The 20,813-nt window shown below is 38.0% G+C and carries 19 protein-coding genes; 7 read left to right on the top strand and 12 right to left on the bottom strand.

The annotated features are described in order from the left end of the window. The first annotated feature begins 32 nt into the window (after window positions 1-32). The 4 genes from MJX77_RS10515 to proB all read left to right on the top strand — a co-directional run bounded on the left by MJX77_RS10515 (window position 33) and on the right by proB (window position 3,996). The gene (locus MJX77_RS10515) at window positions 33-758 is read left to right on the top strand and encodes a hypothetical protein (RefSeq protein ID WP_004790761.1); all 726 of its coding nucleotides are present in this window, start codon (window positions 33-35) and stop codon (window positions 756-758) included. Between the two features lie 11 nt (window positions 759-769). Continuing rightward, complete coding sequence (locus MJX77_RS10520; RefSeq protein ID WP_005307432.1) at window positions 770-1,444, top strand: hypothetical protein; 675 nt, start codon at window positions 770-772, stop codon at window positions 1,442-1,444. A gap of 182 nt (window positions 1,445-1,626) precedes the next feature. After that, entirely contained in the window at window positions 1,627-2,847 is a 1,221-nt protein-coding gene (gene cgtA / locus MJX77_RS10525) for an Obg family GTPase CgtA (RefSeq protein ID WP_004790763.1), read from the top strand. A 15-nt stretch (window positions 2,848-2,862) separates the two neighbouring features. Next, the gene (gene proB / locus MJX77_RS10530; protein WP_144732053.1) at window positions 2,863-3,996 is read left to right on the top strand and encodes a glutamate 5-kinase; all 1,134 of its coding nucleotides are present in this window, start codon (window positions 2,863-2,865) and stop codon (window positions 3,994-3,996) included. Window positions 3,997-4,022: 26 nt separating this feature from the next. Here proB and MJX77_RS10535 read toward each other — a convergent pair whose 3' ends face one another. Continuing rightward, window positions 4,023-4,679, bottom strand: coding sequence for an HAD-IB family hydrolase (locus MJX77_RS10535; RefSeq protein WP_013197107.1), 657 nt, complete (start codon window positions 4,677-4,679; stop codon window positions 4,023-4,025). Continuing rightward, window positions 4,646-5,854, bottom strand: a complete 1,209-nt coding sequence (locus MJX77_RS10540) for a DUF1615 domain-containing protein (protein ID WP_034596550.1) — start codon at window positions 5,852-5,854, stop codon at window positions 4,646-4,648. The genes MJX77_RS10535 and MJX77_RS10540 overlap by 34 nt, the downstream gene beginning before the upstream one ends. An 83-nt stretch (window positions 5,855-5,937) precedes the next feature. Between MJX77_RS10540 and dusB the strand changes: the two genes are divergently transcribed. Next, window positions 5,938-6,963, top strand: coding sequence for a tRNA dihydrouridine synthase DusB (gene dusB / locus MJX77_RS10545; RefSeq protein ID WP_049837228.1), 1,026 nt, complete (start codon window positions 5,938-5,940; stop codon window positions 6,961-6,963). Window positions 6,964-7,001: 38 nt separating this feature from the next. On the opposite strand, the gene MJX77_RS10550 is transcribed toward dusB, so the two are convergent. Beyond that, complete coding sequence (locus tag MJX77_RS10550; protein ID WP_252058962.1) at window positions 7,002-8,048, bottom strand: NAD(P)H-dependent flavin oxidoreductase; 1,047 nt, start codon at window positions 8,046-8,048, stop codon at window positions 7,002-7,004. Between the two features lie 117 nt (window positions 8,049-8,165). After that, a complete protein-coding gene (locus MJX77_RS10555) occupies window positions 8,166-8,867 on the bottom strand; it encodes a VIT1/CCC1 transporter family protein (protein ID WP_252058964.1) in 702 nt (233 codons plus the stop codon). Window positions 8,868-9,132: 265 nt separating this feature from the next. On the opposite strand from MJX77_RS10555, the gene MJX77_RS10560 reads away from it, so the two are divergent. Next, window positions 9,133-10,350, top strand: a complete 1,218-nt coding sequence (locus MJX77_RS10560) for a tetratricopeptide repeat protein (RefSeq protein ID WP_252058966.1) — start codon at window positions 9,133-9,135, stop codon at window positions 10,348-10,350. Between the two features lies 1 nt (window position 10,351). Then, the gene (gene wecB / locus MJX77_RS10565) at window positions 10,352-11,494 is read left to right on the top strand and encodes a non-hydrolyzing UDP-N-acetylglucosamine 2-epimerase (RefSeq protein ID WP_252058968.1); all 1,143 of its coding nucleotides are present in this window, start codon (window positions 10,352-10,354) and stop codon (window positions 11,492-11,494) included. Here wecB and MJX77_RS10570 read toward each other — a convergent pair. The 8 genes from MJX77_RS10570 to MJX77_RS10605 form a co-directional block, all read right to left on the bottom strand. Continuing rightward, window positions 11,479-12,399, bottom strand: a complete 921-nt coding sequence (locus MJX77_RS10570; RefSeq protein ID WP_252058970.1) for an alpha-amylase family protein — start codon at window positions 12,397-12,399, stop codon at window positions 11,479-11,481. The genes wecB and MJX77_RS10570 overlap by 16 nt on opposite strands. Next, the gene (locus MJX77_RS10575) at window positions 12,377-14,221 is read right to left on the bottom strand and encodes a hypothetical protein (protein WP_252058971.1); all 1,845 of its coding nucleotides are present in this window, start codon (window positions 14,219-14,221) and stop codon (window positions 12,377-12,379) included. The genes MJX77_RS10570 and MJX77_RS10575 overlap by 23 nt, the downstream gene beginning before the upstream one ends. Beyond that, window positions 14,222-15,472 (bottom strand): glycosyltransferase family 2 protein, encoded by a 1,251-nt coding sequence (locus MJX77_RS10580; protein WP_005307402.1) that lies wholly within the window; start codon window positions 15,470-15,472, stop codon window positions 14,222-14,224. Further along, window positions 15,459-16,355, bottom strand: a complete 897-nt coding sequence (locus MJX77_RS10585; protein ID WP_252058973.1) for a hypothetical protein — start codon at window positions 16,353-16,355, stop codon at window positions 15,459-15,461. Before MJX77_RS10585 ends, MJX77_RS10580 begins: the two co-directional genes overlap by 14 nt. Continuing rightward, window positions 16,355-17,104 (bottom strand): hypothetical protein, encoded by a 750-nt coding sequence (locus MJX77_RS10590; protein WP_151766878.1) that lies wholly within the window; start codon window positions 17,102-17,104, stop codon window positions 16,355-16,357. Before MJX77_RS10590 ends, MJX77_RS10585 begins: the two co-directional genes overlap by 1 nt. A 194-nt stretch (window positions 17,105-17,298) precedes the next feature. After that, window positions 17,299-18,741: a cryptochrome/photolyase family protein gene (locus tag MJX77_RS10595; RefSeq protein ID WP_252058974.1), complete on the bottom strand. Its 1,443-nt coding sequence runs from the start codon at window positions 18,739-18,741 to the stop codon at window positions 17,299-17,301. Window positions 18,742-18,859: 118 nt separating this feature from the next. Then, window positions 18,860-19,342, bottom strand: coding sequence for a peptidylprolyl isomerase (slyD, locus tag MJX77_RS10600; protein ID WP_005307390.1), 483 nt, complete (start codon window positions 19,340-19,342; stop codon window positions 18,860-18,862). Window positions 19,343-19,477: 135 nt separating this feature from the next. Continuing rightward, window positions 19,478-20,764 carry an NAD(P)/FAD-dependent oxidoreductase gene (locus MJX77_RS10605; RefSeq protein WP_252058975.1) on the bottom strand — a complete coding sequence of 429 codons (1,287 nt, stop codon included), beginning with the start codon at window positions 20,762-20,764 and terminating at the stop codon, window positions 19,478-19,480. Window positions 20,765-20,813: the final 49 nt, after the last annotated feature.

Here is a 20,813-nt window from a genome sequence, read left to right on the forward strand (position 1 = left end):
AAGGAAAAAAAGAAAATAGTAAGGGATAGGAATTGTCGCAGTTTAAACGTTTGTTGGTCGTTTTTATATTCATCATTATTGCCAATTTATGTGGTGTACTGATCGCAATATGGGTGTTTAAGCATTTTAATATTTATATTCCTTTAAAGAATCAAGCAGTTGCTATTGACTTGCAAGAACCTCTACAAGTTAAGGTTAAAGTACAAGATGCTTTAAACGTGGATGTAAAAGGGCGAGTAAATGCCAGTATTCCAATTGATGAGAAACTGAATATTCCATTAACCCAGACATTAACTCCGCGTGTTTACTTCGATAATATGGTGCCGATTAGCACCACAATTCCTGTCAAAGAAACATTAAAAGTTGAACAGAATTTACCAATCGATACGAAGGTTCAAGTGAGGGTGTTGGGACGTGATATTACGTTGCCATTGAAAGGAACAATTCCATTAAAACTTGATGTTCCGATTGATATTAATGTTCCGCTTGAGCAAAAGGTTCATTTGAAATTTGATGCGCCAGTGCGGACGGTATTAAAAGAAAATCTCCATATTCCTCTAAAAGCAAGATTGGATACTAATATTCCAATTGAGGGTAATTTGAATGTCCCGGTTAAAACAGCACTAAATGCTTCGGTTGATGTGAAAAACACATTGCCTGTGAAGATTGCAAATGGTGAGTTAAAAATTCCTCTGTCCACTATGCGATTAAATCGGGTAGTGGGTTCAGAAACATCGCAGACAACAACTGATCAATAGGGTGAATAGTAATGTTTCGTTCACTCAAGAGTATGTTGATCAGTTTTTTCTTAATGATGATTCTTGCTGCTGTTATGTTTTGGGTATATCTCAATATTCAAGCTAATTTAGTTGTTTCGGCTCATAATGCCGATATTAGTTTGCCTGACTCTTTAGAAACAAAGATTCAGGTTGGCAATACTTTACAGGTTCAATCTATTGGTAAACTTGATACAACATTAGATATAGACCGCCAACTAACTTTACCTTTAAAAGGGAAATATCTGGCAGATTTAAGTTTTGCTGTAGAGACGCCAATTACAGTGAGCGTTGACTATTCGACAACTTTAAAAATTGATCAGGTTATGCCTCTTGAAACTACGACAGACCTCGTCTATCAAAGTAAATTTTTGCCAAAATTTCCACTTAAGCTAGATATTCCCATCAAGCTAGATGTTCCTTTTAATTTAAAACGTAGTTATACCATTCCAGTTAAAATTGTTTTTGATGGTCCTGTTTATTTTGAATTTGATGAGCCAGTAAATTTATCGGTTAAACATCGGTTTAACCCAAGTCTACAAGTGAATGATCCTATGGAAATGGGGAATGTCTCTTCATTTAATGCCATCATGTATAATTCGGTTCCAAAAACAAAAGCAAATCTTGATATGCAAATGACCTTACCTTTACGTAATGTCCATCCTTAAAAATTAAATAGTTATTCTGCATTTTATGTTGGGTAAAGCCTGTATTTGTAAATCTAAAATGCTTTTGGTGACTTAAAGATAAAAACAGATCGTTATAAATGGGAATTGCCCCATTTTCTATTCGAGAATTTTATGAAAATATGGCAGAATAGGCGGTTTTAGAGTTTTTAGAGGATTGGCAGATGCGCTTTGTTGATGAAGCAGTCATTACCGTAGAGGCTGGCGACGGTGGCAATGGCGTAGCCAGTTTTCGCCGTGAAAAATTTGTACCATTTGGTGGCCCAGATGGTGGTGATGGCGGACGTGGTGGAAGTATCTATATTCAAGCTGATGATGATACGAGTACGCTAGTCGATTACCGTTACACACGTAAGTTCCGTGCTGAGCGCGGAAAGAATGGTGCAGGTGCTAACTGTACCGGACGTGGTGGTGAAGATGTGGTTTTAAAAGTACCCGTTGGTACAACAATTGTTGATACAGATTCAGGCGATATTATTGGCGATTTGGTTGAAGATGGCCAAAGAATTCTGGTTGCAGGTGGTGGTGATGGTGGTTTGGGGAATACCCACTTTAAATCATCAACTAACCGTGCTCCGCGTAAATGTACGACAGGCATCAAAGGTGAATTTCGTGAAATTCGTCTTGAATTAAAAGTATTGGCAGATGTTGGTTTATTGGGTATGCCAAATGCTGGTAAATCAACCTTTATTCGTGCTGTAAGTGCTGCAAAACCAAAAGTAGCAGATTATCCATTTACAACCATGGTTCCAAACTTGGGTGTTGTAGATGCTGACCGTCATCGTTCATTTGTAATGGCCGATATTCCTGGTTTGATTGAAGGTGCAGCGGAAGGTGCTGGTTTGGGAATTCGTTTCCTTAAACATTTGGCACGTACGCGTATCCTTTTACACATTATTGATGTGCAACCAATTGACGGTTCGGATCCTGCGCATAATGCAAAAGCAATTATGAATGAGTTAGCTAAGTTTTCTCCTACTTTAGCTAAGCTTCCAATTGTTTTAGTACTAAATAAACTGGATCAGATTGCTGAAGAAAGTCGTGAAGAGTGGTGTCAGCATATTTTAGATGAACTAGAGTGGACTGGACCTGTCTTTAAGACATCAGGTCTATTAAGTGAAGGTACAAAAGACGTTGTGTATTACCTCATGGATCAGATTGAACAACAACGTGAACGCGAAGTTGAAGATCCTGAATATGCAGCAGAAGTAAGAGCTTTCCGTGAACAACTAGAAGTTGAAACACGTGAACAAACCATTGCGGCAAAAGAAGCATATCGCGCTATGCGTCGAGCACAACGTCTTGAAGGCATGTTGGGCGATGATGATGATTTTGACGATGATGAAGACGACAATGATGTAGAAAGCATCTACGTTCGTGACTAAAAAACCGAGGAAAACATGATAGAAGTGGTCGATGGGCAACGTCAGCTCAGTGAGTGTAAACGAATCGTTGTTAAAATCGGATCATCTTTACTCACAGCCAATGGGCAAGGTTTAGATTTGAATGCTATTTCGCATTGGGCGAAACAGATTGCAGATCTACACGATGCCGGACACGAAATTATTTTAGTGTCTTCTGGAGCTGTGGCTGAAGGTATGGTTCGTATGAAGCTTGCAAGTCGACCCACCGATCTACCCAGTCTACAAGCCTGTGCTGCGATTGGGCAGATGGGTTTAATTCATACTTGGTCTAGTGTTCTTGAAGAACATGGCATTCGTACTGCTCAGGTTTTACTCACCCATGATGATCTAGCGGACCGCCGTCGTTATTTAAATTCATGTGATGCTTTGCAAAACTTGATTGATTGGCGTGTGATTCCAGTTATTAATGAAAATGACACGGTATCTACCGACGAGATTCGTTTTGGTGATAACGATACTTTAGCTGCGATGGTTGCAGGTCAGGTTCATGCAGAATTGTTGATCATTTTAACTGATCAGCAGGGTATGTTTGATTCAGATCCGCGTCACAACCCCGATGCGAAATTACTCTCTACTGTTCGTGCCATGGACGATGTTTTATTCGAAATGGCTGGCGGTGGTGGTGTGCTCGGCAGAGGTGGTATGGTGACTAAGGTTCGTGCCGCACGTTTAGCTGCTAAGTCGGGCTGTCCAACGCTCATTGCGAGTGGTGAAAGTGACAATGTCTTGTCACGTGCCATGGCCGGTGAAATGCTAGGTACGTTGTTTACTACAGATAAAGACCGTATGACTGCTCATCAACAATGGCTCGCTGCTCATTTACAAACGGCAGGCCGTCTTGTAATTGATGATGGTGCCATTGAGGCGATTAAATTGAAACATCGCAGTTTACTCCCAGTTGGTGTTAAAACTGTTGAAGGACATTTTGATCGTGGTGATGTGGTTGAATGTGTAGATAAACAAGGTAAACGTATTGCAGTGGGTCGAGTGAATTTCAGTTCACGATCTGCTGAAATTATTAAAGGCTTAGCCTCAGATAAGGTTTATCAAGTGTTAGGTGAAGCTCGTTCACTTGAAATGATTCATCGTGATCATATGGCAATTTATTAAGTTATATCTAAATAAAAAAGCTCGCTTTATGCGAGCTTTTTTTCTGGCGTTAAACTAGGTAAAACACGGTCTTCACCCACCATATAGGGGTGTGTCGCGAGACTGAGCATATCTAGGTCTTCTGAGCTATTACCATATGCATAAACTTGATGGTAATGCTGGAGCGTATATTGCTGATGTATTCTTAACTTCTTTTGTTCACTACTACAATCTGGGGTGGAGTAGTAACCTGTCATCATGCCGTTTTTAATTTGAGTTTCAGTACAAATTAATTCGATATTCAGTAGTTTGCAAAGTGGGGCAAGATAGACATCAATTGAAGCTGAAACCAGTACCACTCGATCACCACGTAACTGATGGTGTTGTAACTGTGCGAAAAGTTCAGGTGAAAGCGAAGAGACTAACTCTTGTGCATATTCTTCACCTAATCTTTGCAGTTCAATTGCAGGGGTATTTTTGAACATGCTACGAAATAACTTGGCACGCATAGCATGAGCTGGATAAAAGTTAAGATAGTAGGCTTGAATCCATGGCAGGATTTTCAAACCTTGTTTAACAATATGGCGCTTAGACAAAGCATAAAAGATGAACCCTGTAAAACTATCTTTACTACACAAGGTTCCATCAAAATCGAACAGGGCGAGACTTTTTATAGTCTTATGCGTTTCGCTCGTTGCATACATGATTCATATCGTCCGTTTACGCGGGTTGCATACCAGTTGGTATTATAGTCACGACTTAATTTTGGCCCAGAAATGACCACTTGTGGCATCATTGCATAGATAGGTTCTTTACCTGTCTTTGCTTTATAAAGTTTCGTCAGAGCAATATAGGTTTGAGTACTTTCAAACTTTTTCTCTTTTTCTAATTTAAGGTCATCACGAATTTGTCGTGGGGTAACCAATACATTATTTTTTGCAAATACAGTAATCAGTTCTTTTTCTGACTGGCTTTGAGTAGGGCGTGGATCACCATCTTTTGTGTAAAGAAGCAGATCCCCATCAAGACTGATTTCAGTATCCGTTAGGTCATTTAACATGCTTTGAAAAGCAGCATTACGGCTAGAATACATACCTGAGTTATAGTCTGCAAATCGATAAATGGCTTTATCATAGTCTGCTGGATAAACCATTAAACGATGAATACCATAATATAAACCGCCATATTCAGTATATAAGTCATCACGAAGTGCAGCAGTATTCATGCTTGAGCGTTTATTGGCTTTCGCATAGTTAATATGAACTTGCATAGAACCCAAGGTCGTAATAGGGTTCATTTTCTCGCCAATATCTTGCCCAACTAATTTGGCCGCACCTGTTAACGCACTCACATGGTAATGCTTAGCCATAAAATCGAAAATTTCTCGGTAAAGTAAGTCGAGGTCTTTCTCGGTTTTAACTTTACGCATTTGACTCATATAGTTGTTATCGGGAGAAGGCTGAGTTCTTAGCACTTCTTCAAAATAACCGGCAATTGTTCCACCAATGGTTTTGCCAAGCTTATCTTCAAACTTTTCATTTAAACGTGTGCTGACTTCTTCAACTGCTTTTTGGCCTAAACCCGGTACTTGAGGGTTGGCAACAAAGTTAGATTCTTGATCTACTACAGCCACAATACTACAGACATTTTTCTTGGTTTTAGGAATATCCAAGTCTTTCATAATGTCGTCAATATCTTTAGCCCATGACTCACGATCATGTACACGTGATGGGATTAGACGTTTAATCTGTTGGCTTTCTAATTCAGGCTCATCATTATTTGACCACCAAGCTTTATCACCACAAGCAGCTAAACTCATGCACACGGCAACCATACCGAATGATTTTAATAAAAAACGGGAAGACAACGGTTTGTTCATGGCGAGGAAAGCACCTGCATAAAAAGATGAGCCGATTAAGCGGATGAAGTATACTATGTTGATCATCAATTGTATGAATATATATGTATATTGGTCCCTATCAACTGTCAAATAATTTAATCGTTGCTCCAATGGCCGGGGTCACTGACCGTCCATTTAGAACGCTCTGCAAGTATTTTGGCGCAGGCCATGCAGTCAGTGAAATGATGACTGCCGATAAGACTTTGCGGATGAGCAAAAAAAGCCTTTACCGTGCAAATTTTGACGGCGAACTCGCTCCAATTTCTGCTCAAATTGCAGGTTCTGATCCTGAGCAATTAGCAGAAGCTGCACGTTATCAAGTGGCAAATGGCGCACAAATTGTTGATATCAATATGGGATGTCCAGCCAAAAAAGTATGTAACAAACTTGCTGGTTCAGCATTATTACAAGATGAAGATTTAGTGGCACGAATTCTTGATGCAGTGGTCACTGCTGTTGATGTTCCTGTGACATTAAAAACCCGTTTGGGCTTTTTAAATGGTCAAGAAAATATTTTAAGAGTTGCAAAAAGAGCAGAAGAGGCAGGAATTGCTGCATTGGCTTTACATGGTCGCACCCGTGAAGACATGTATTTAAATACAGCACGTTATGATTTAATCAAACATGTCAAAGAGTTAATCAATATTCCACTTATTGCAAACGGTGATATTGATAGTCCTGAAAAGGCAAAATATGTGCTCGATTATACAGGTGCTGATGCAATCATGATTGGTCGTGCCGCTCAAGGTCGACCATGGATTTTCCGTGAAATTGCTCATTATTTAAAAACTGGAGAGCACTTAGCCGCACCTAATATTGAAGAGGTAAAGCATGTGCTACTTGGGCATTTATCAGAACTTTATCAATTTTATGGTGAATATTCAGGATGTCGTATTGCCCGTAAACATATTGCTTGGTACACAAAGGGATTACGCTCAAGTAACGAATTCCGCCAAAATATGTATAAAGTTGAAAGTACTGCTGAACAAGCATTAGTGGTCGAAAACTATTTTAATCAGTTATTAGCTGAAGGCAATTTGATGAGTGATGTGCAAGTTGAACAGGTTAACTTATTAGAAACTCATTAAAAGAAAAAGCCAGTAAATGTTTACTGGCTTTTTTAAATTTACTCATCTTCTAGCATTTCTACCACTAACTGATTAACTAAATCGGCAGCAGCTAATTCACGTATTTGTGAGACATTACTACCCGCCCAAAAAGCACCGAAGCCATAGTCTTTATTTTTGCTTGCAATTGCATTGAGTTGCTTAGCCAAATCATAGGTATATGGATATTCGGGTTGAGGAGGGCGATTAGGTAAATCAATTTGTGTGTGCCAATGGTTGAGCAATCCACGGGCCGGACGTCCAGAAAGACTGGCACTAATTTGCGTCACAGACTCATTAAATAAAGCTTTACGATATTGGACAGATGCATTTGAAGATGGACATTGAACAAAAGCAGTTCCGAGTTGAACAGCTGTAGCTCCCAAGCTCAACATATGTCGTGCTTGTGCACCGTTCATAATACCGCCTGCTGCTACCACAGGCCGTTTGCAATGTTTGACAATCAGATGTACTAAATCACTTGTTTTAATTGCTGCATCAAAAGTCTTATTAAAGATTCCTCGGTGTCCGCCTGCTTCAATCCCTTGAGCAATAATAATATCTATACCAGCCGCTTCAATGGCTTGTGCTTCAACTAAATTGGTAGCTGAAACCATAGTGATAATTCCGGCATCTTTTAATGCCTGAATTTGATGGGGATGGGGAATGCCAAAATGAAAACTGACCGCTTTAGGTTTAGTTTCTAATACGACATTTAGAAAATCATCGTTATCAAGAAAACTTGGATAAATACAGTTTAAGTTTTGAGGAGGCTGTTCTCCGAACTTTTCAAAATGTGGTCGTAAATATTCAATCCATTGTGCTGAGGTTTGAGGATTAAGTTGTTCGGGCTGATGGCAGAAAAAATTAACCTGAAATGATTTTTCTGTAAGTGTTTGGGTTTTTAAAATTTGTTCTCGAGCACTTTGTGCCGTATTTGCTCCGAGCCCTAATGACCCAAGACCCCCTTGATTAGAAACTTCTGCGGCAAGTTCAGGGGTAGACACACCCGCCATAGGGGCAAGAAAAATAGGATGTTTAATTTCAAGTTGTTGTAACAGGGTCATTTTATTCACCTCATTTCTTTCTCTTCACCATAACGTGAAATCAGAACCAAGAGCAAATAATATTGGGCATTTAGTTTTTAAATATTTATTTCTTAAATATTTAAAAGTTCTGGTTTTTTAAAGTGGAGTAACATGAAACAAAGATCCGATCCAGCTTGAAAAAGCCATCGCTAAAATTCCCCACAAGGTAATGCGTAAACTTCCTTTCAGCTTAGAAGTACCTGCGAAATGACTTGATAGTGCCCCTAAAAAAGCTAATGAAATAATGCCAAATATTAGAACTGTTTTTTCGACCCATATCTCAGGACTGAGTAGAATAGCGAGCATAGGAAATAATGCCCCAAATGAAAATGAGCCAGCTGAAGCTAATGCGGCTTGAACAGGATTTGCTGCTGTATTTTCATGAATACCAATTTCATCACGTGCGTGAGCACCTAAGGCATCATGATTTGTAAGTTCAGTCGCAACTTGTCGAGCTAAATCTGGTGCTAAGCCTCTGGCTATATAAATTTGGGTAAGCTCATCCAATTCACGTTGCGGATGCTTTTTGAGTTCTTGTGCCTCAAATTTTAAGTCTGCTTTTTCAATATCTTCTTGTGATTTTACAGAAATATACTCTCCGGCTGCCATAGAGGTTGCGCCAGAAATTAAACCAGCAATACAGGTAATAAGAAGCGTATGAGCAGTGGCTCCACTTGCAGCCATTCCCATGATTAGACTAGTAACAGAAATAATTCCGTCATTAGCGCCTAAAACGGCTGCCCTTAACCAACCTGAGCGGTGAATAAAATGATGTTCTGGATGTTGGGAAAAGGACATGACTTTACCTTTTTTAGTTATAAATTTTTATCTTATCCTATAAGATTATTTACAATAATACGATTAAAAAATGTGTCATTATAGGAAAAACAATCAGATAACTACTTTTTAAAACATAATATAAAAGGAGATAAAATGAACAACTTATGGAATCTAACCTACTTACCAAATAGTGTGATGTATGAGTTTAATTATAATATTTTTTGATTAAATTTTGATCTTACTTCTACGCAAACATTCTATCCACTTTACTCTAGAGGTCTCAATGAATAACAAAACAATAAAATCTCTAACCCGTTCCTTCCTCGTTATTGGTTCGATCTGTCCAGCTTTAGGCCTCTTAAGCATGGAGACTACATTTGCCCAAGAGATTGTGAATCAAGAATATAAACCAGGTAATCCGATTTATGATAAATGGGACCAATTTTATAAAATTGAGAAGACTCAAACTGAAAATGCCGAGAAGTTATTATTAGAGCTCGGTGAAATGACACCTCAAGATATTAAAGTATGGAAAAGTTTAACTTATTTGCAGATTAGAATAGGCAAACAAGAAGCAGCTTTGCAAAGTTTAAGAAAAGCAGAGGCATTAGACCCAGCAGACGATAATTTAAAACTTCAAGAAGCCTATTTACTTAACTCTCAAAAAAATAATAAAGAAGCTTTGGTAGTTTTTAAGGAGCTTACGCAATCTAAAGATGCCGATATTGCCAATAAAGCGACACAGGCCGTAAAGAATTTAAGTGGAGGGGAAGTCAAAACTTATTTCCGTGATGTGTATTTTGCACCTTCATATGAGTCACGTTACGACGATGTGATTTTTCCACTTAAAGCTCGCTATGGTAAGAATCTTGATAATGGTCGAGCACAAGTGTATGGCTTTTTAAACCTAAACCGTGATACCCAATCTCAGGGCGGGGTACGACCTGAAATTATTGACGAAAATGCAGTAACGCTAGGTGTTGGCGCTAATTATCAACCTTGGATATCTATACCTGTACGAATGTATTTAGAAGTGGGGGGAAGTTACGATCTGATTGATCGAAATAGAGATAAATTTCGTGAAAGTGTTGTCGGTGGGGTGACAGGTTATCAAGAGTGGTATTCTCAAAATAATTGTAATCATTCACTTTGCTTTAATGATTACTTCACTGATTTATATGGTAATGCAGCAACGTATTCTAGAGAAGATTATAACGTTATTGGTGATTTACGCTTACGTACGGGCTTGAATATCTATAAAGGCGAGAATGGAACTGTACAGGCTTATATGAAATTGCATGGCTTAGCTGACAGTAAAGATGAGTATTACAATAATTTATTTGAATATGGCCCCGGCATTTCATGGCAGCCTTTTAATTATCAACCAATAAAACTACGTGTTGAACGACTATATGGCAATTACTTTAAAGATGTGCCAGTAAATACAAAAGATCATTACAACAATACCCGAGTGGAACTCGTCTTTTATAAGGATTTCTAAAATGAAGAAAATTTTTATATCTATTGTATTTGGAACTCGTCCTGAATTAATCAAACTTGCCCCTGTTGTTTTATTGGCAAAGCAAGATCCTCGCTTTCAAGTTGAGGTAATTTTTACTGGACAACACGATGAATTGGTAAGAGATGCAATAGATTTCTTTAGGGTTGAAATTGACCATCGTCTTAAAATTATGAATGCTGGACAAAGTTTAAATCAGCTACTAATACACGGTTTGAGCCAAATCGAGAATGTATACACTGATGGGCAAAAAAGAGATGCAATTGTTATTCAGGGAGATACAACAACTGTTTTAGCAGCTGGCTTAGTCGCATTTTCAATGAAAGTTCCTGTGGCACATGTCGAAGCTGGTTTACGTTCTTATGATTTAGATCATCCTTTTCCAGAAGAGGGAAATCGTCAGTTAGTGTCACGTATTACCAAATGGCATTTTGCTCCGACAGAACAATCAAAAAGAAATTTACTCAATGAACAAATTCCACTAGAACTCATTACAGTTACAGGCAATACCGTTGTTGATGCGGTGTATTTAGGACGTAAATTAATTTCTGAAAAATCTGATTTGAAGAACCAGCTTGAACCTTATGGAATTCAATTAAAGCAAGATGATAAAGTTGTGCTTATTACTGCGCATCGTCGTGAAAACTTTGGCGGGGGAATTCAAAATATTTGTAATGCCGTTGAGCACTTAGCTCAAGCCCATCCTGATTTACATTTTATTTGGCCAGTCCATTTAAACCCAGCAGTACATGATGTGGTTCATGATAAGTTTAAAGACCATCCGCAAATCCATCTAGTTAAACCATTAGACTACCCTAGTTTATTGGCAGTTATAGACCGATCTACTTTTATTTTGACGGACTCAGGTGGGTTGCAAGAAGAGAGTCCATCATTTAATAAGCCCGTTTTAATCTTACGAGATACTACAGAACGACCTGAAGTTGTTGAAGTCGGAGCAGGCGTTTTGGTGGGAACGAATCAACAAAAAATTATTGAAGAAGCTGAAAAGTTACTCACCGACCAACAGCACTATGAAAAAATGGCGCACGTAGAAAACCCATTTGGTGACGGGCAAGCAGCTCAACGTATTCTCGATCAAATTGCTAAATCTTATGAATTGGCATAATGATGATTTAAGTATTTCTTCTCACTTATGGCTTTATTAACATCCCCATAAGTGAGGCGATACCATAAACTCACTATATTGACGCACCAGCGGCTCATGTAATGAGGACCATCAAAAATATAGACAGTTTTTCCTTCATATGCTTTTAGCTGAGAAATAATTTCCCAAGGATATGCAGCTCTAAATTGCCCATTCTTTTTAACTCTAAAGGCTTCTAGCACTATAATTACTTTATCTTTTCCAAGCTTTTGTTCAAGTTGATCTAAAATATGTTTAGCTTGCTGAGGGGAACGTACACCTACGCCAACTCCGTCTTGGAAGAAAACGCCGTTATGTTCTGGTAACCAGCTTTTAACCCATAAATCGTAATGTTCGGGTTCGGTTTCACCACTATAAATACTCACCCAAACTGGTACTGGAAGTTTAGTTAAAACCTGACCTAAAGCACTTACTCTTAACCAAGTCGGATCTGCTTCCACTGGGAAATAATAACCTTTAGGTGCAGTTTTTTGCTCTTTTATAATTTCAGCAGATTTTTCCCCTAACTCAGTGACATTTGCCCGAGCTTTAGGTTCATTATATTCGCCGGCTAAACCCAATATTAGATTTTTAGCCCAAGGCTCTTGTTTAATTTTTTCTAAATTAATTGCTTTTTCCCATTGAGGAAAATTTGATTCTTTCCACCATGATTTAGACTCAACAACAGACCATTGGGGAACAAATGTATCAACACCTAAATAGTGCCAGTTTCCCTCTGGTGGAGTAGTGTTATTGTCGGGCTGCCAGAAAATTCCTTCAATATGCGGGGCTTGTCCTTGATGTTTGAACAACCCCGCATAAGCTATAACACTACAAATAATTAAAATAATAAAAGCAGCTATTTTAATTGGTATCTGTTTTTTCATTATTTCGTCTTAACCAGTACCACAAGAAGATAATTATTATCATGATTGCGGAGATAATCACAACTAATAAGAAGAAAGAAGATTGTTGAACTAAAGGTGCTTTTTGATTTCCGACAATAAGTTTTTGTAAAACATAAATATTTCCATTTTCTGAAACGAGCATTTTTGTCACGTTATTTGGAATTTTATGTTGTATTTTTTCCCAAAGGTGCATGAAAGCTTGTGCACCGCCTTGTGAGTCGGTAATCACGTCAAAGCGATTATTGTTATAACTCACAATAAAACCATTTTGGGCAGCAGGTGCATAAATAATATCTTGATGCATTAGTACTTGTTGTTGATAAATATCTTTATTCACACGAACATTTATTGCTTGTGGAGCACTTGGCGAATAACGGACTAGGTTAAGTGGCATTGGTCCTTGTGTTAAAAGCATTTTTTTCGCAGTTTGGCCTAATACAATCGCGATATTTAACGCACCAGATTGATCATCAATTGCAATAGTCGGAGTCGTTGCTAAAGTCATTGAAATTGCGGCTACACCATTTTTGAGTTTATGGGGTAGCTTTAGGGTAGATTTAGCTGTATCAATCCAGAGCGAACCATGTGCAGTGGGTAAACACTGAGAGTTTGCAATCACCGAGTTTTCAAGCTTTAAATTAAAATTGGTGGTATTAGAAATAGCTTTGGCAAAAATGTTGAATTGTCGGTTAACGGGATCGGAAGCAAGGTCGGCTGTTTTCATACTGCCTGCGAGTCCGCCATCAATCCAAGCCGTAATGTTTGAACCTTGCAATAAACCACTTTGAATACGTAGTGCAATTTGTCCTTGCAAGATATCGGTTGGTTGCCATACTGCTGGGAAATCAAGGAATAAGTTCTTTTCAGCGTGATTTAATCTGAAGTCCTCAATGCCTAAATCGGCAAGTGTATTGATTTTTTTAAATTGTGCCCAAGTTGGAGTGGAGATCGTTGTGGGGAAAATTGCACTTCCTGTATCAAGTTGCTCTACATACGAGGTATTGATTAGTCCATTTATGGCAGCAGTGAGTTCTTGTGGTGTGTGATAAGTAATTGAAAGAGTAGCCACTCCATCTGCTGGTTTTGCAATTTGTACTAAAGCACCCCCTTTGAGTGGCGTAGCTGAGCGAATCACTTCAATAATGAAATTTGTTTCATCATTTAAATTAGTTTGTCCTGAATCAACCCATTCAATTGGTGTGATTGAAGTCCATGAACTTGCTAATCTAGCGAGCATAGAAGCTTCTATAATCTCTTTACGGTTATATTTTAAAATACCAACAAACGGAGTAGGTCGTCTCGCTTGTGGATTAGCTAGAGCATCTGGTAAGTCTTTTAAACGGTATATATTACGGATAGGCGTAAAGTCGAGTTGGGAATTGCTTAAATAAGTTAAGTGATCAATATCTTCTGTACAGAATGTTTCTTTGGTTTGATTCAGCGTAGTCGGTTTAGCATACTGTTGAATAATAAAATCTAAACGATGAAAGCCACTCTGACTTGCTGGTATATCAAATTTGAATTGACCATCACCACTCAGCGTAGTGTTATAAATGAGTTTATCATCATATTTTACGAGTAAAGTTGTATCACTTTCAGTGGAATAATCACTTGAAAATTGAATGTTTTGCCACTGGGCACCTTTTCCAATATAGAAAAAATGAGGCTCGACCGTATATTTAGTTGAAGTACTAATATCATCGAGTTTCCATATGTACGCATGAGCAGACATGGCGAGCATAAGACTGGTGCTGGCAAGGAGCACTTGAGCTGTTTTGTAGAGATCAAAAGTCTTTTTCATTTATTTTTTCTCCTTGCTACGTTCCGTTTTGTACCATTGAAGGGAGTTGCCCTGTATTTTATTTTTAAGCATGTCATATGCGGCTTTAAAAACAATAAATAGAAATATTTGTGAGTAACTTACATAAGATAAAACAGAGTAAAAATAGAGTTCTGGTTTAACTTTTTCGAGTGAAAGGGTAAACCACATTTGTGCGACATATAGGCAAAACGAGAGGCCCCACAGTAATGTGAAGGGACCAGGAACTGAAATGCCTGCGATACCCAGTAACCCAAGCGTCAAGGTGATATGACTCCAGAATAAAGCGGGTACGAAAAGTATGTAGCACATAATGTTATTTAGAATTTCAATTCCAATAGGAAAAGGGGTTCTTAACGCTACTGGTAAATATTTACGAGTCACATAAAAGTTACCCTGAGTCCAACGTGAGCGCTGTTTAACAAATACACTCAAAGATGGCGGATCTTGTTGCCAACCAATTGCGTAGGGAACCCATTTAATTCGTTTTTGACCGATAAAAATACGGAAGCTCATTTCAGTATCATCGACCAATGATTTCTCATCAAAACCACCTAAGGTTTCTAAAGCATCACGCCAAATGACATAGTTGGTACCCATCAATGTCGATAGCTCAAAACGTTGCCAACGACCGCCCTGAAAAATCCATTGGAAAAAGATGAATTCAATGGCAATAAATCGAGTCAGAATACTATCTTGCCAATTACGGGTTCTTACTTTGCCATTTACAGCCACTAATTTTTTATCTGCAAGTAGCGTTTGAGCTAATAACCTTACGCAGTCTGGTTCAGGCGTACTGTCTGCGTCATAAACAACAATGAGTTCACCTTTGGCATGGGGGAGGCCATTATTCAGTGTTCTAGATTTACCTTTGCCTCCCATTCCTTTAGGAACGTTGACAATTTTTATGCAAGGATAAATCTGCGCTAGATTTTCGGCGATTTCTAGGGTGTTATCTTTAGAACCATCATTAATCAGCAAAACTTCATATGCTTCGGCTGGATAATCCTGCTGCGCGATTGCATGTAAAGTATCTTCAATCACTACGCCTTCATTATAGGCAGGAATCAAAACACTCAAAACGGGCCATCTATCGGGTACGGGTAAGTTCTGCAATTCTTTTTCTGCTGTTTTTGAGTATTTCCAAGCCTGATAACTTAGCCATGCCCAAAATGCTTGAGGAATCCAGATGCCTAAAAAACCAAATAGGAAGAGAATATCAATGGGAGCCATTTGATTTAACCCTCCTAATAATAGATGAGATCAGCAATAACAATAAAATCACCCCGACGACCAAGGAGATCCAAGAAATATAGCTGCCGAAAGTACCAAGTAGGTCAGGATAGGTTGTGGTTAAAATAAGATCGAGTGGAACTACGACTGTGCTTAAACCAATAAAAATATACCCAAAAAAACTAGTGTTTATATGTTCAGGCGTACTTATGTATTTAATATTATTAAATTTCCATGAAATGCCGAGTTGAGGATATCGAATATTTGTGGTCGGTAGATCGGCAGGAGGATTAATAATAATTTCATAACCAGAAACATGACCATTAAAATTTTTGGCTGAATAAAATAAGTGCTGCTTTTGTTTAATCTCTCTGGAGGGTAGCGGAAGTTCCTTTGGATTAAACTGAACAATATAGCTGCCAGCCGTCTGGGAAATTAAGTTTTCATCCCAACCTGTTGAAACAAAAGCAGCCATAGGCCGTAAACCAATTGCAGTTGAAAATGTAGCTTTGGCGGCAAAATATTGAGGTTGTTCAGATTTAAAAAGTACAATCGGAATAGCACCTTGGCTGACTGCTTCTTCTAATAAGAAATAGTGAGAAAAGCTAAAAACTTCATCCGGTAATATGATGCCTGGCTTTATTCCTTTATGAATAAGCCCTTGAAAACTGTCTGAACTGATTTGGTCAATTGTAAAAATAGGCCACCATGTGTCCTGTGATGGGAAAAACATGGAAAGGTCATTAATACTTTGAACTTCAGTTTTTGTTTGTTCAGATTTAATTTCACAATGATAATATTGACGATAGAACTGCTGCAAAGTGCCATCTGGATATTGACTAGAGGCGATAATAATTCCACAAATATTAAGAAGATTAGACATTAAGTAATCTCCTCTTCAGGTGGAATCTGAATAACTTTATATTCGACTTCAAGTCGCAAAGTCATAATTTCTCTTAGCTTTTTAATAAATTCAGGTTCTTCTTCTGTTTTTTGTTTACGAATAACAATACTGTATATCGTTTCTAGATCATCATCAGCAAACTGGAAAACAATTTCTTGCGGGTGATGCTGGCTCAAAATTTTAATCATTTCATTTTGAGTGGTTTTCCATACATCATCGCCTAACATTTCTTTAATTAAGCTTCGGTTGAGAATCCTGATTTCAAAGACTTCATAATCTTGTATGTGGTGATGATCAAGAAGTTTGAAGAAACTACGTTGAAAATACTTAAGTGCGCTAAGCGGGAAAATATCACGGCGATAATTTCGATCATAACTTTGTATATCACGATATTTTTGGACGTTAATTTCAATATTATGGCGTACAGCACTAAGAAAAAGAGGAATGAGAGGAATAATAAAAAGTAAAAGGAGCTGACGTTCAATATGTGTTTGTGCCCCTAGGTCGAGTAGAAAATATACTGCAACACCTATGAAAGCGAGTAAACCAACAATTAAAGATGCGCCAACTTCTAAAAAAGCCCCAGAAATTAAAAGAATAAGAATAAAAATCCAGCTTCCTCTAAAACTTACAGGCAGCCACTCATATGCTACCATCCCCATAAATAGATGAGCTGCGATAATCCATAAGACGAGTGTTCTTCCAGGGTTCTTCTGTTGCTGTTGCATGCGAGCTATGGCTACCTTCTTGTAATGTTAATTTTTTTATACTTTTATTACTAAACGTGAGACATTGCGAAGTTATTGTTGTTTATGGCCTTTTTAAGTATCTATTATGTTTATTTGTAGATCAAAGTCACCATTTAGTCAAATATTGTTATTATTTTTTAATCAAAAATAAACAGATAAGACGTAATTCTTATCTAAATACTCTTGTATGTTTCAATTGCTTTCAGGCGAGTTTCTTTCAAATCAACAATTGGCTTTGGATAATTCAACTGAAGCGGAGTTTTAGTTGAATAGGGTTCATGAATCACTTTATTGTCTAGATGGGCTAACTCATCCACCCATTGACGAATATAGTCTCCGTTTGGATCAAATTTCTTAGATTGAGCAATAGGGTTAAAAATTCGGAAATAGGGTACTGCATCAGTTCCAGTTGATGCACACCATTGCCAACCACCATTATTCGCTGCTAAATCACCATCAATTAAGTGTTCCATAAACCATTGTTCACCGATTCGCCAATCGATGAGTAGGTTTTTACATAAAAACATAGCGGTAATCATGCGGACTCGATTATGCATCCAGCCCGTTTTTAGAAGTTGACGCATGCCCGCATCAATAATCGGTATACCTGTTTGGCCAGTTTGCCATGCGGTTAGGTGCTCTGGATTATGATTCCACTTAATTTTCTGAGTATCTTTTTTAAACGGAATATGTTTAGACACATGTGGAAAATCAAATAAAATATGCTGATAAAATTCTCGCCAAAGTAGTTCATCTAACCAAGTCTGCTGACCTTCGTTTGCAATATGGAAGTTGCCATGTTCAGTTCGGAAAAGGGCTTGTAAACATTGACGAATAGACAAAATTCCAAGATTTAAATAGGGGGAAAGTTGGCTAGTTCCTTTTACATTTGGAAAGTCACGTTCTAATTTATAATCAGATAAATGATCTTCAATAAATATGTCGAGCTGCTCCAAAGCAAAATCTTCTCCAGTCGGCCATAAGTTTTGTTGGTCTTTAGAAATAGATGAGTCAAAAAAAGCTTCTAAATCTTCTAGACTTAAACTTTTTATATTTGAATCAGACTCTGGTTTGGCTTTTTGCTTTTCAGGAATTGGATAGCACTGAGGCAAACCGCTGATATCTAGTTTTGAATAACATGCTTTTTTGAATGCGCTGAAAACTTGATAGGGTTGCTGTGACTGATTGCGAATGGAACGTAAAGGAAAAATCGTACGGTCATGAAATAAAAAAAGTTCTTTACCTTGTTGATTTAAAGCCTGCTGTACAGTTTTATCTCTTTTTAACTCATTCACACCTACTTCTATATTTGAGTAAACATTTTCGATATGAAGTTGATGCGTGAGTTGGCAAATATAATCTTCAATATCTTTCCAGTAGGGAATGACTTGAATGATCAGTGGAATATTAAGCTGTTCTAATTCTTTTTTAAGTTGTTGAAGCTGATGTAAATAGAAATTAATTTTTATAGGTGCATCGTGATGTATTTTCCATTGTTCAGGCGACAAAATAATTAACCCAATTGAAGGTCCTTGCTGGCAAGCATGCCATAAAGCAGCATGGTCTCGAACTCTCAAATCCTGACGAAACCAAATCAGCTGATTTACGTTTGACATGAAAGATACCCTTATAAAGTTGAGTGAGTTAGAGGTTTATTATCAAGATATTATATAAAAATAAATACATAAAAAAAGCAAAGCCGAAGCTTTGCTCTTATCTTCATCTAAAGATGAATTAGTGGTGATGACCACCTGCACCGTGTACGTGACCGTGATCTAATTCTTCTTCAGAAGCTTCACGGATTTCAACGATTTCAACTTCAAAAGTTAAATCTTGACCAGCAAGTGGGAAGTTAGCATCAACAACAACGTTGTCGCCTTCAACAGCTTTAACAGTTACGATCTGAACGCCGTCATCTGTTTGAGCTTGGAATTGCATACCAGGTTGAATGTTTTCAACACCTTGGAACATTTGAGCTGGAACTTCTTGTACTAGGTCTGGGTTGTATTCGCCATAACCTTCAGCTGCTGGTACATTAACAGTAAATTTGTCACCAACAGTTTTACCTTCTAATGCATTTTCAAGACCAGGAATGATATTGCCTGCACCGTGCAAATAGGCAAGTGGTTCGCCTTGAGATTGATCAAGTGTTTCACCCTCAGCGTTTGTTAATTTGTAGTGGAATGAAACCACGTGGTTATTTGCAATAGCAGTCATGTTTTTGATCCATTCAATCAATTAAAGCGTACATCATAAAGTGAAAAATAAATTTTGTAGACTACAAAATCTTAATCTTTGGCACTTTTTCTAATGCGTTTTTATATAAATAGGGACGAACTTAAAAAATTCAACTTAATACAGCTTAATTTTTGGACGTACACGTCTTGTAAGTAAATCTTTCATTGTGAGTAGTCCAGCTTGAGTGTATCCATGAATCGTTGCTTGATGTAAACGATACAAAGATACGTACATGGTTTTTGCAATATAACCTTGCACACTTACATCGCCAAGTAATTCTCCAACGGCTTTATTACGACTTAAAGACACGAGGGAGCCCTTGTCGTTAAACGTGAACATTGGCTGTGAACGGCCATTAAGTCTGGCAGCCATAGCATCAACTAAAAAGCTTGCTTGTTGGCTGGCAACTTGAGCACGTGGTCCAAGAGGAGGGTTTCGTGCATCAAGTTGGCAATGGGCACAATCACCAAACGCAAATACATTTGGGTCAGAGTAGGTTTGCAACGTTGCATAGACCATTAAGCGGTTAATGTTATCGCGTTTAAAGTCTGTAAAACTTTCTAATACCTTAGGTGCTTTTACGCCTGCTGCCCAAACGGTAATATCACTTTTGAGTTGGTTGCCATTACTAAAGTAGATGCAATGCTTATCAATTTTTTCAACGCGGTGTTGAGTTAAAATTTCAACGCCCATTTTTCTGAGTTGCTCGGCACTGTGTTCAGCAGTTTTATCCGTCAGAGCAGGTAAAATGCGCTCAGAGGCTTCAATGAGTGTAATTTTGACTTGGTTGGGGTGAATCTTCTTTAAGCCATATCGATAAAAGTTTTTGGTTGTTTCAATTAACTCGGCTGCAAGCTCTACACCTGTTGCCCCCGCACCAACGATTCCAATATTTAAAGTTCGTTGATTAGGTTGATTTTGAGCTTCAATATAAAGATGTAATAAATCTTGCTGGAAAACATCGGCTTGCTTTCTGCTGTCGAGGAAATGACAGTTTTCACGCACACCTGTGGTATTAAAGTCATTTGATACTGAACCAAGCGCTAAAATAAGGGTGTCATAACTGAGCTCTTGCGAATGATTCTGTTGATCCTTAGACACTTGAGGGGGCATTAGTTCAATTAATTTTTTATCTTTATTGACTCCAATTAATGTTCCTAGCACAAATTCATAATGATGTTTTTCTGAATGTGCAAAATAGTTAGTTTGTTCTTCGTGTGGATTTAAAGAGCCAGCAGCAATTTCATGAAGCAAAGGTTTCCAAATATGGGTGAGGTTTCGGTCAACCAATGTAATCTTTGCTTTACGATTTTTCCCAAAAGTTTCACCGAGTTGTGTTGCCAGTTCTAAGCCACCAGCACCACCACCAACAATTACAATATGATGTAAATTTTGGGCCATTTTTTTCACCTAATTATTTTTCTATAAAAAAAGATGGCTAAATTATGCC

The sequence above is a fragment of the Acinetobacter sp. AHP123 genome (assembly GCF_023757925.1).
In the GTDB taxonomy this organism is placed as follows: domain Bacteria; phylum Pseudomonadota; class Gammaproteobacteria; order Pseudomonadales; family Moraxellaceae; genus Acinetobacter; species Acinetobacter oleivorans.

Coding starts and splice junctions, on each gene's coding strand:
- MJX77_RS10520 (WP_005307432.1), top strand. CDS start 770: ATGTTTCGTTCACTCAAGAGTATGTTGATCAGTTTTTTCTTAATGATG.
- cgtA (WP_004790763.1), top strand. CDS start 1,627: ATGCGCTTTGTTGATGAAGCAGTCATTACCGTAGAGGCTGGCGACGGT.
- proB (WP_144732053.1), top strand. CDS start 2,863: ATGATAGAAGTGGTCGATGGGCAACGTCAGCTCAGTGAGTGTAAACGA.
- MJX77_RS10535 (WP_013197107.1), bottom strand. CDS start 4,679: ATGTATGCAACGAGCGAAACGCATAAGACTATAAAAAGTCTCGCCCTG.
- MJX77_RS10540 (WP_034596550.1), bottom strand. CDS start 5,854: ATGAACAAACCGTTGTCTTCCCGTTTTTTATTAAAATCATTCGGTATG.
- dusB (WP_049837228.1), top strand. CDS start 5,938: ATGTATATTGGTCCCTATCAACTGTCAAATAATTTAATCGTTGCTCCA.
- MJX77_RS10550 (WP_252058962.1), bottom strand. CDS start 8,048: ATGACCCTGTTACAACAACTTGAAATTAAACATCCTATTTTTCTTGCC.
- MJX77_RS10555 (WP_252058964.1), bottom strand. CDS start 8,867: ATGTCCTTTTCCCAACATCCAGAACATCATTTTATTCACCGCTCAGGT.
- MJX77_RS10560 (WP_252058966.1), top strand. CDS start 9,133: ATGAATAACAAAACAATAAAATCTCTAACCCGTTCCTTCCTCGTTATT.
- wecB (WP_252058968.1), top strand. CDS start 10,352: ATGAAGAAAATTTTTATATCTATTGTATTTGGAACTCGTCCTGAATTA.
- MJX77_RS10570 (WP_252058970.1), bottom strand. CDS start 12,399: ATGAAAAAACAGATACCAATTAAAATAGCTGCTTTTATTATTTTAATT.
- MJX77_RS10575 (WP_252058971.1), bottom strand. CDS start 14,221: ATGAAAAAGACTTTTGATCTCTACAAAACAGCTCAAGTGCTCCTTGCC.
- MJX77_RS10580 (WP_005307402.1), bottom strand. CDS start 15,472: ATGGCTCCCATTGATATTCTCTTCCTATTTGGTTTTTTAGGCATCTGG.
- MJX77_RS10585 (WP_252058973.1), bottom strand. CDS start 16,355: ATGTCTAATCTTCTTAATATTTGTGGAATTATTATCGCCTCTAGTCAA.
- MJX77_RS10590 (WP_151766878.1), bottom strand. CDS start 17,104: ATGCAACAGCAACAGAAGAACCCTGGAAGAACACTCGTCTTATGGATT.
- MJX77_RS10595 (WP_252058974.1), bottom strand. CDS start 18,741: ATGTCAAACGTAAATCAGCTGATTTGGTTTCGTCAGGATTTGAGAGTT.
- slyD (WP_005307390.1), bottom strand. CDS start 19,342: ATGACTGCTATTGCAAATAACCACGTGGTTTCATTCCACTACAAATTA.
- MJX77_RS10605 (WP_252058975.1), bottom strand. CDS start 20,764: ATGGCCCAAAATTTACATCATATTGTAATTGTTGGTGGTGGTGCTGGT.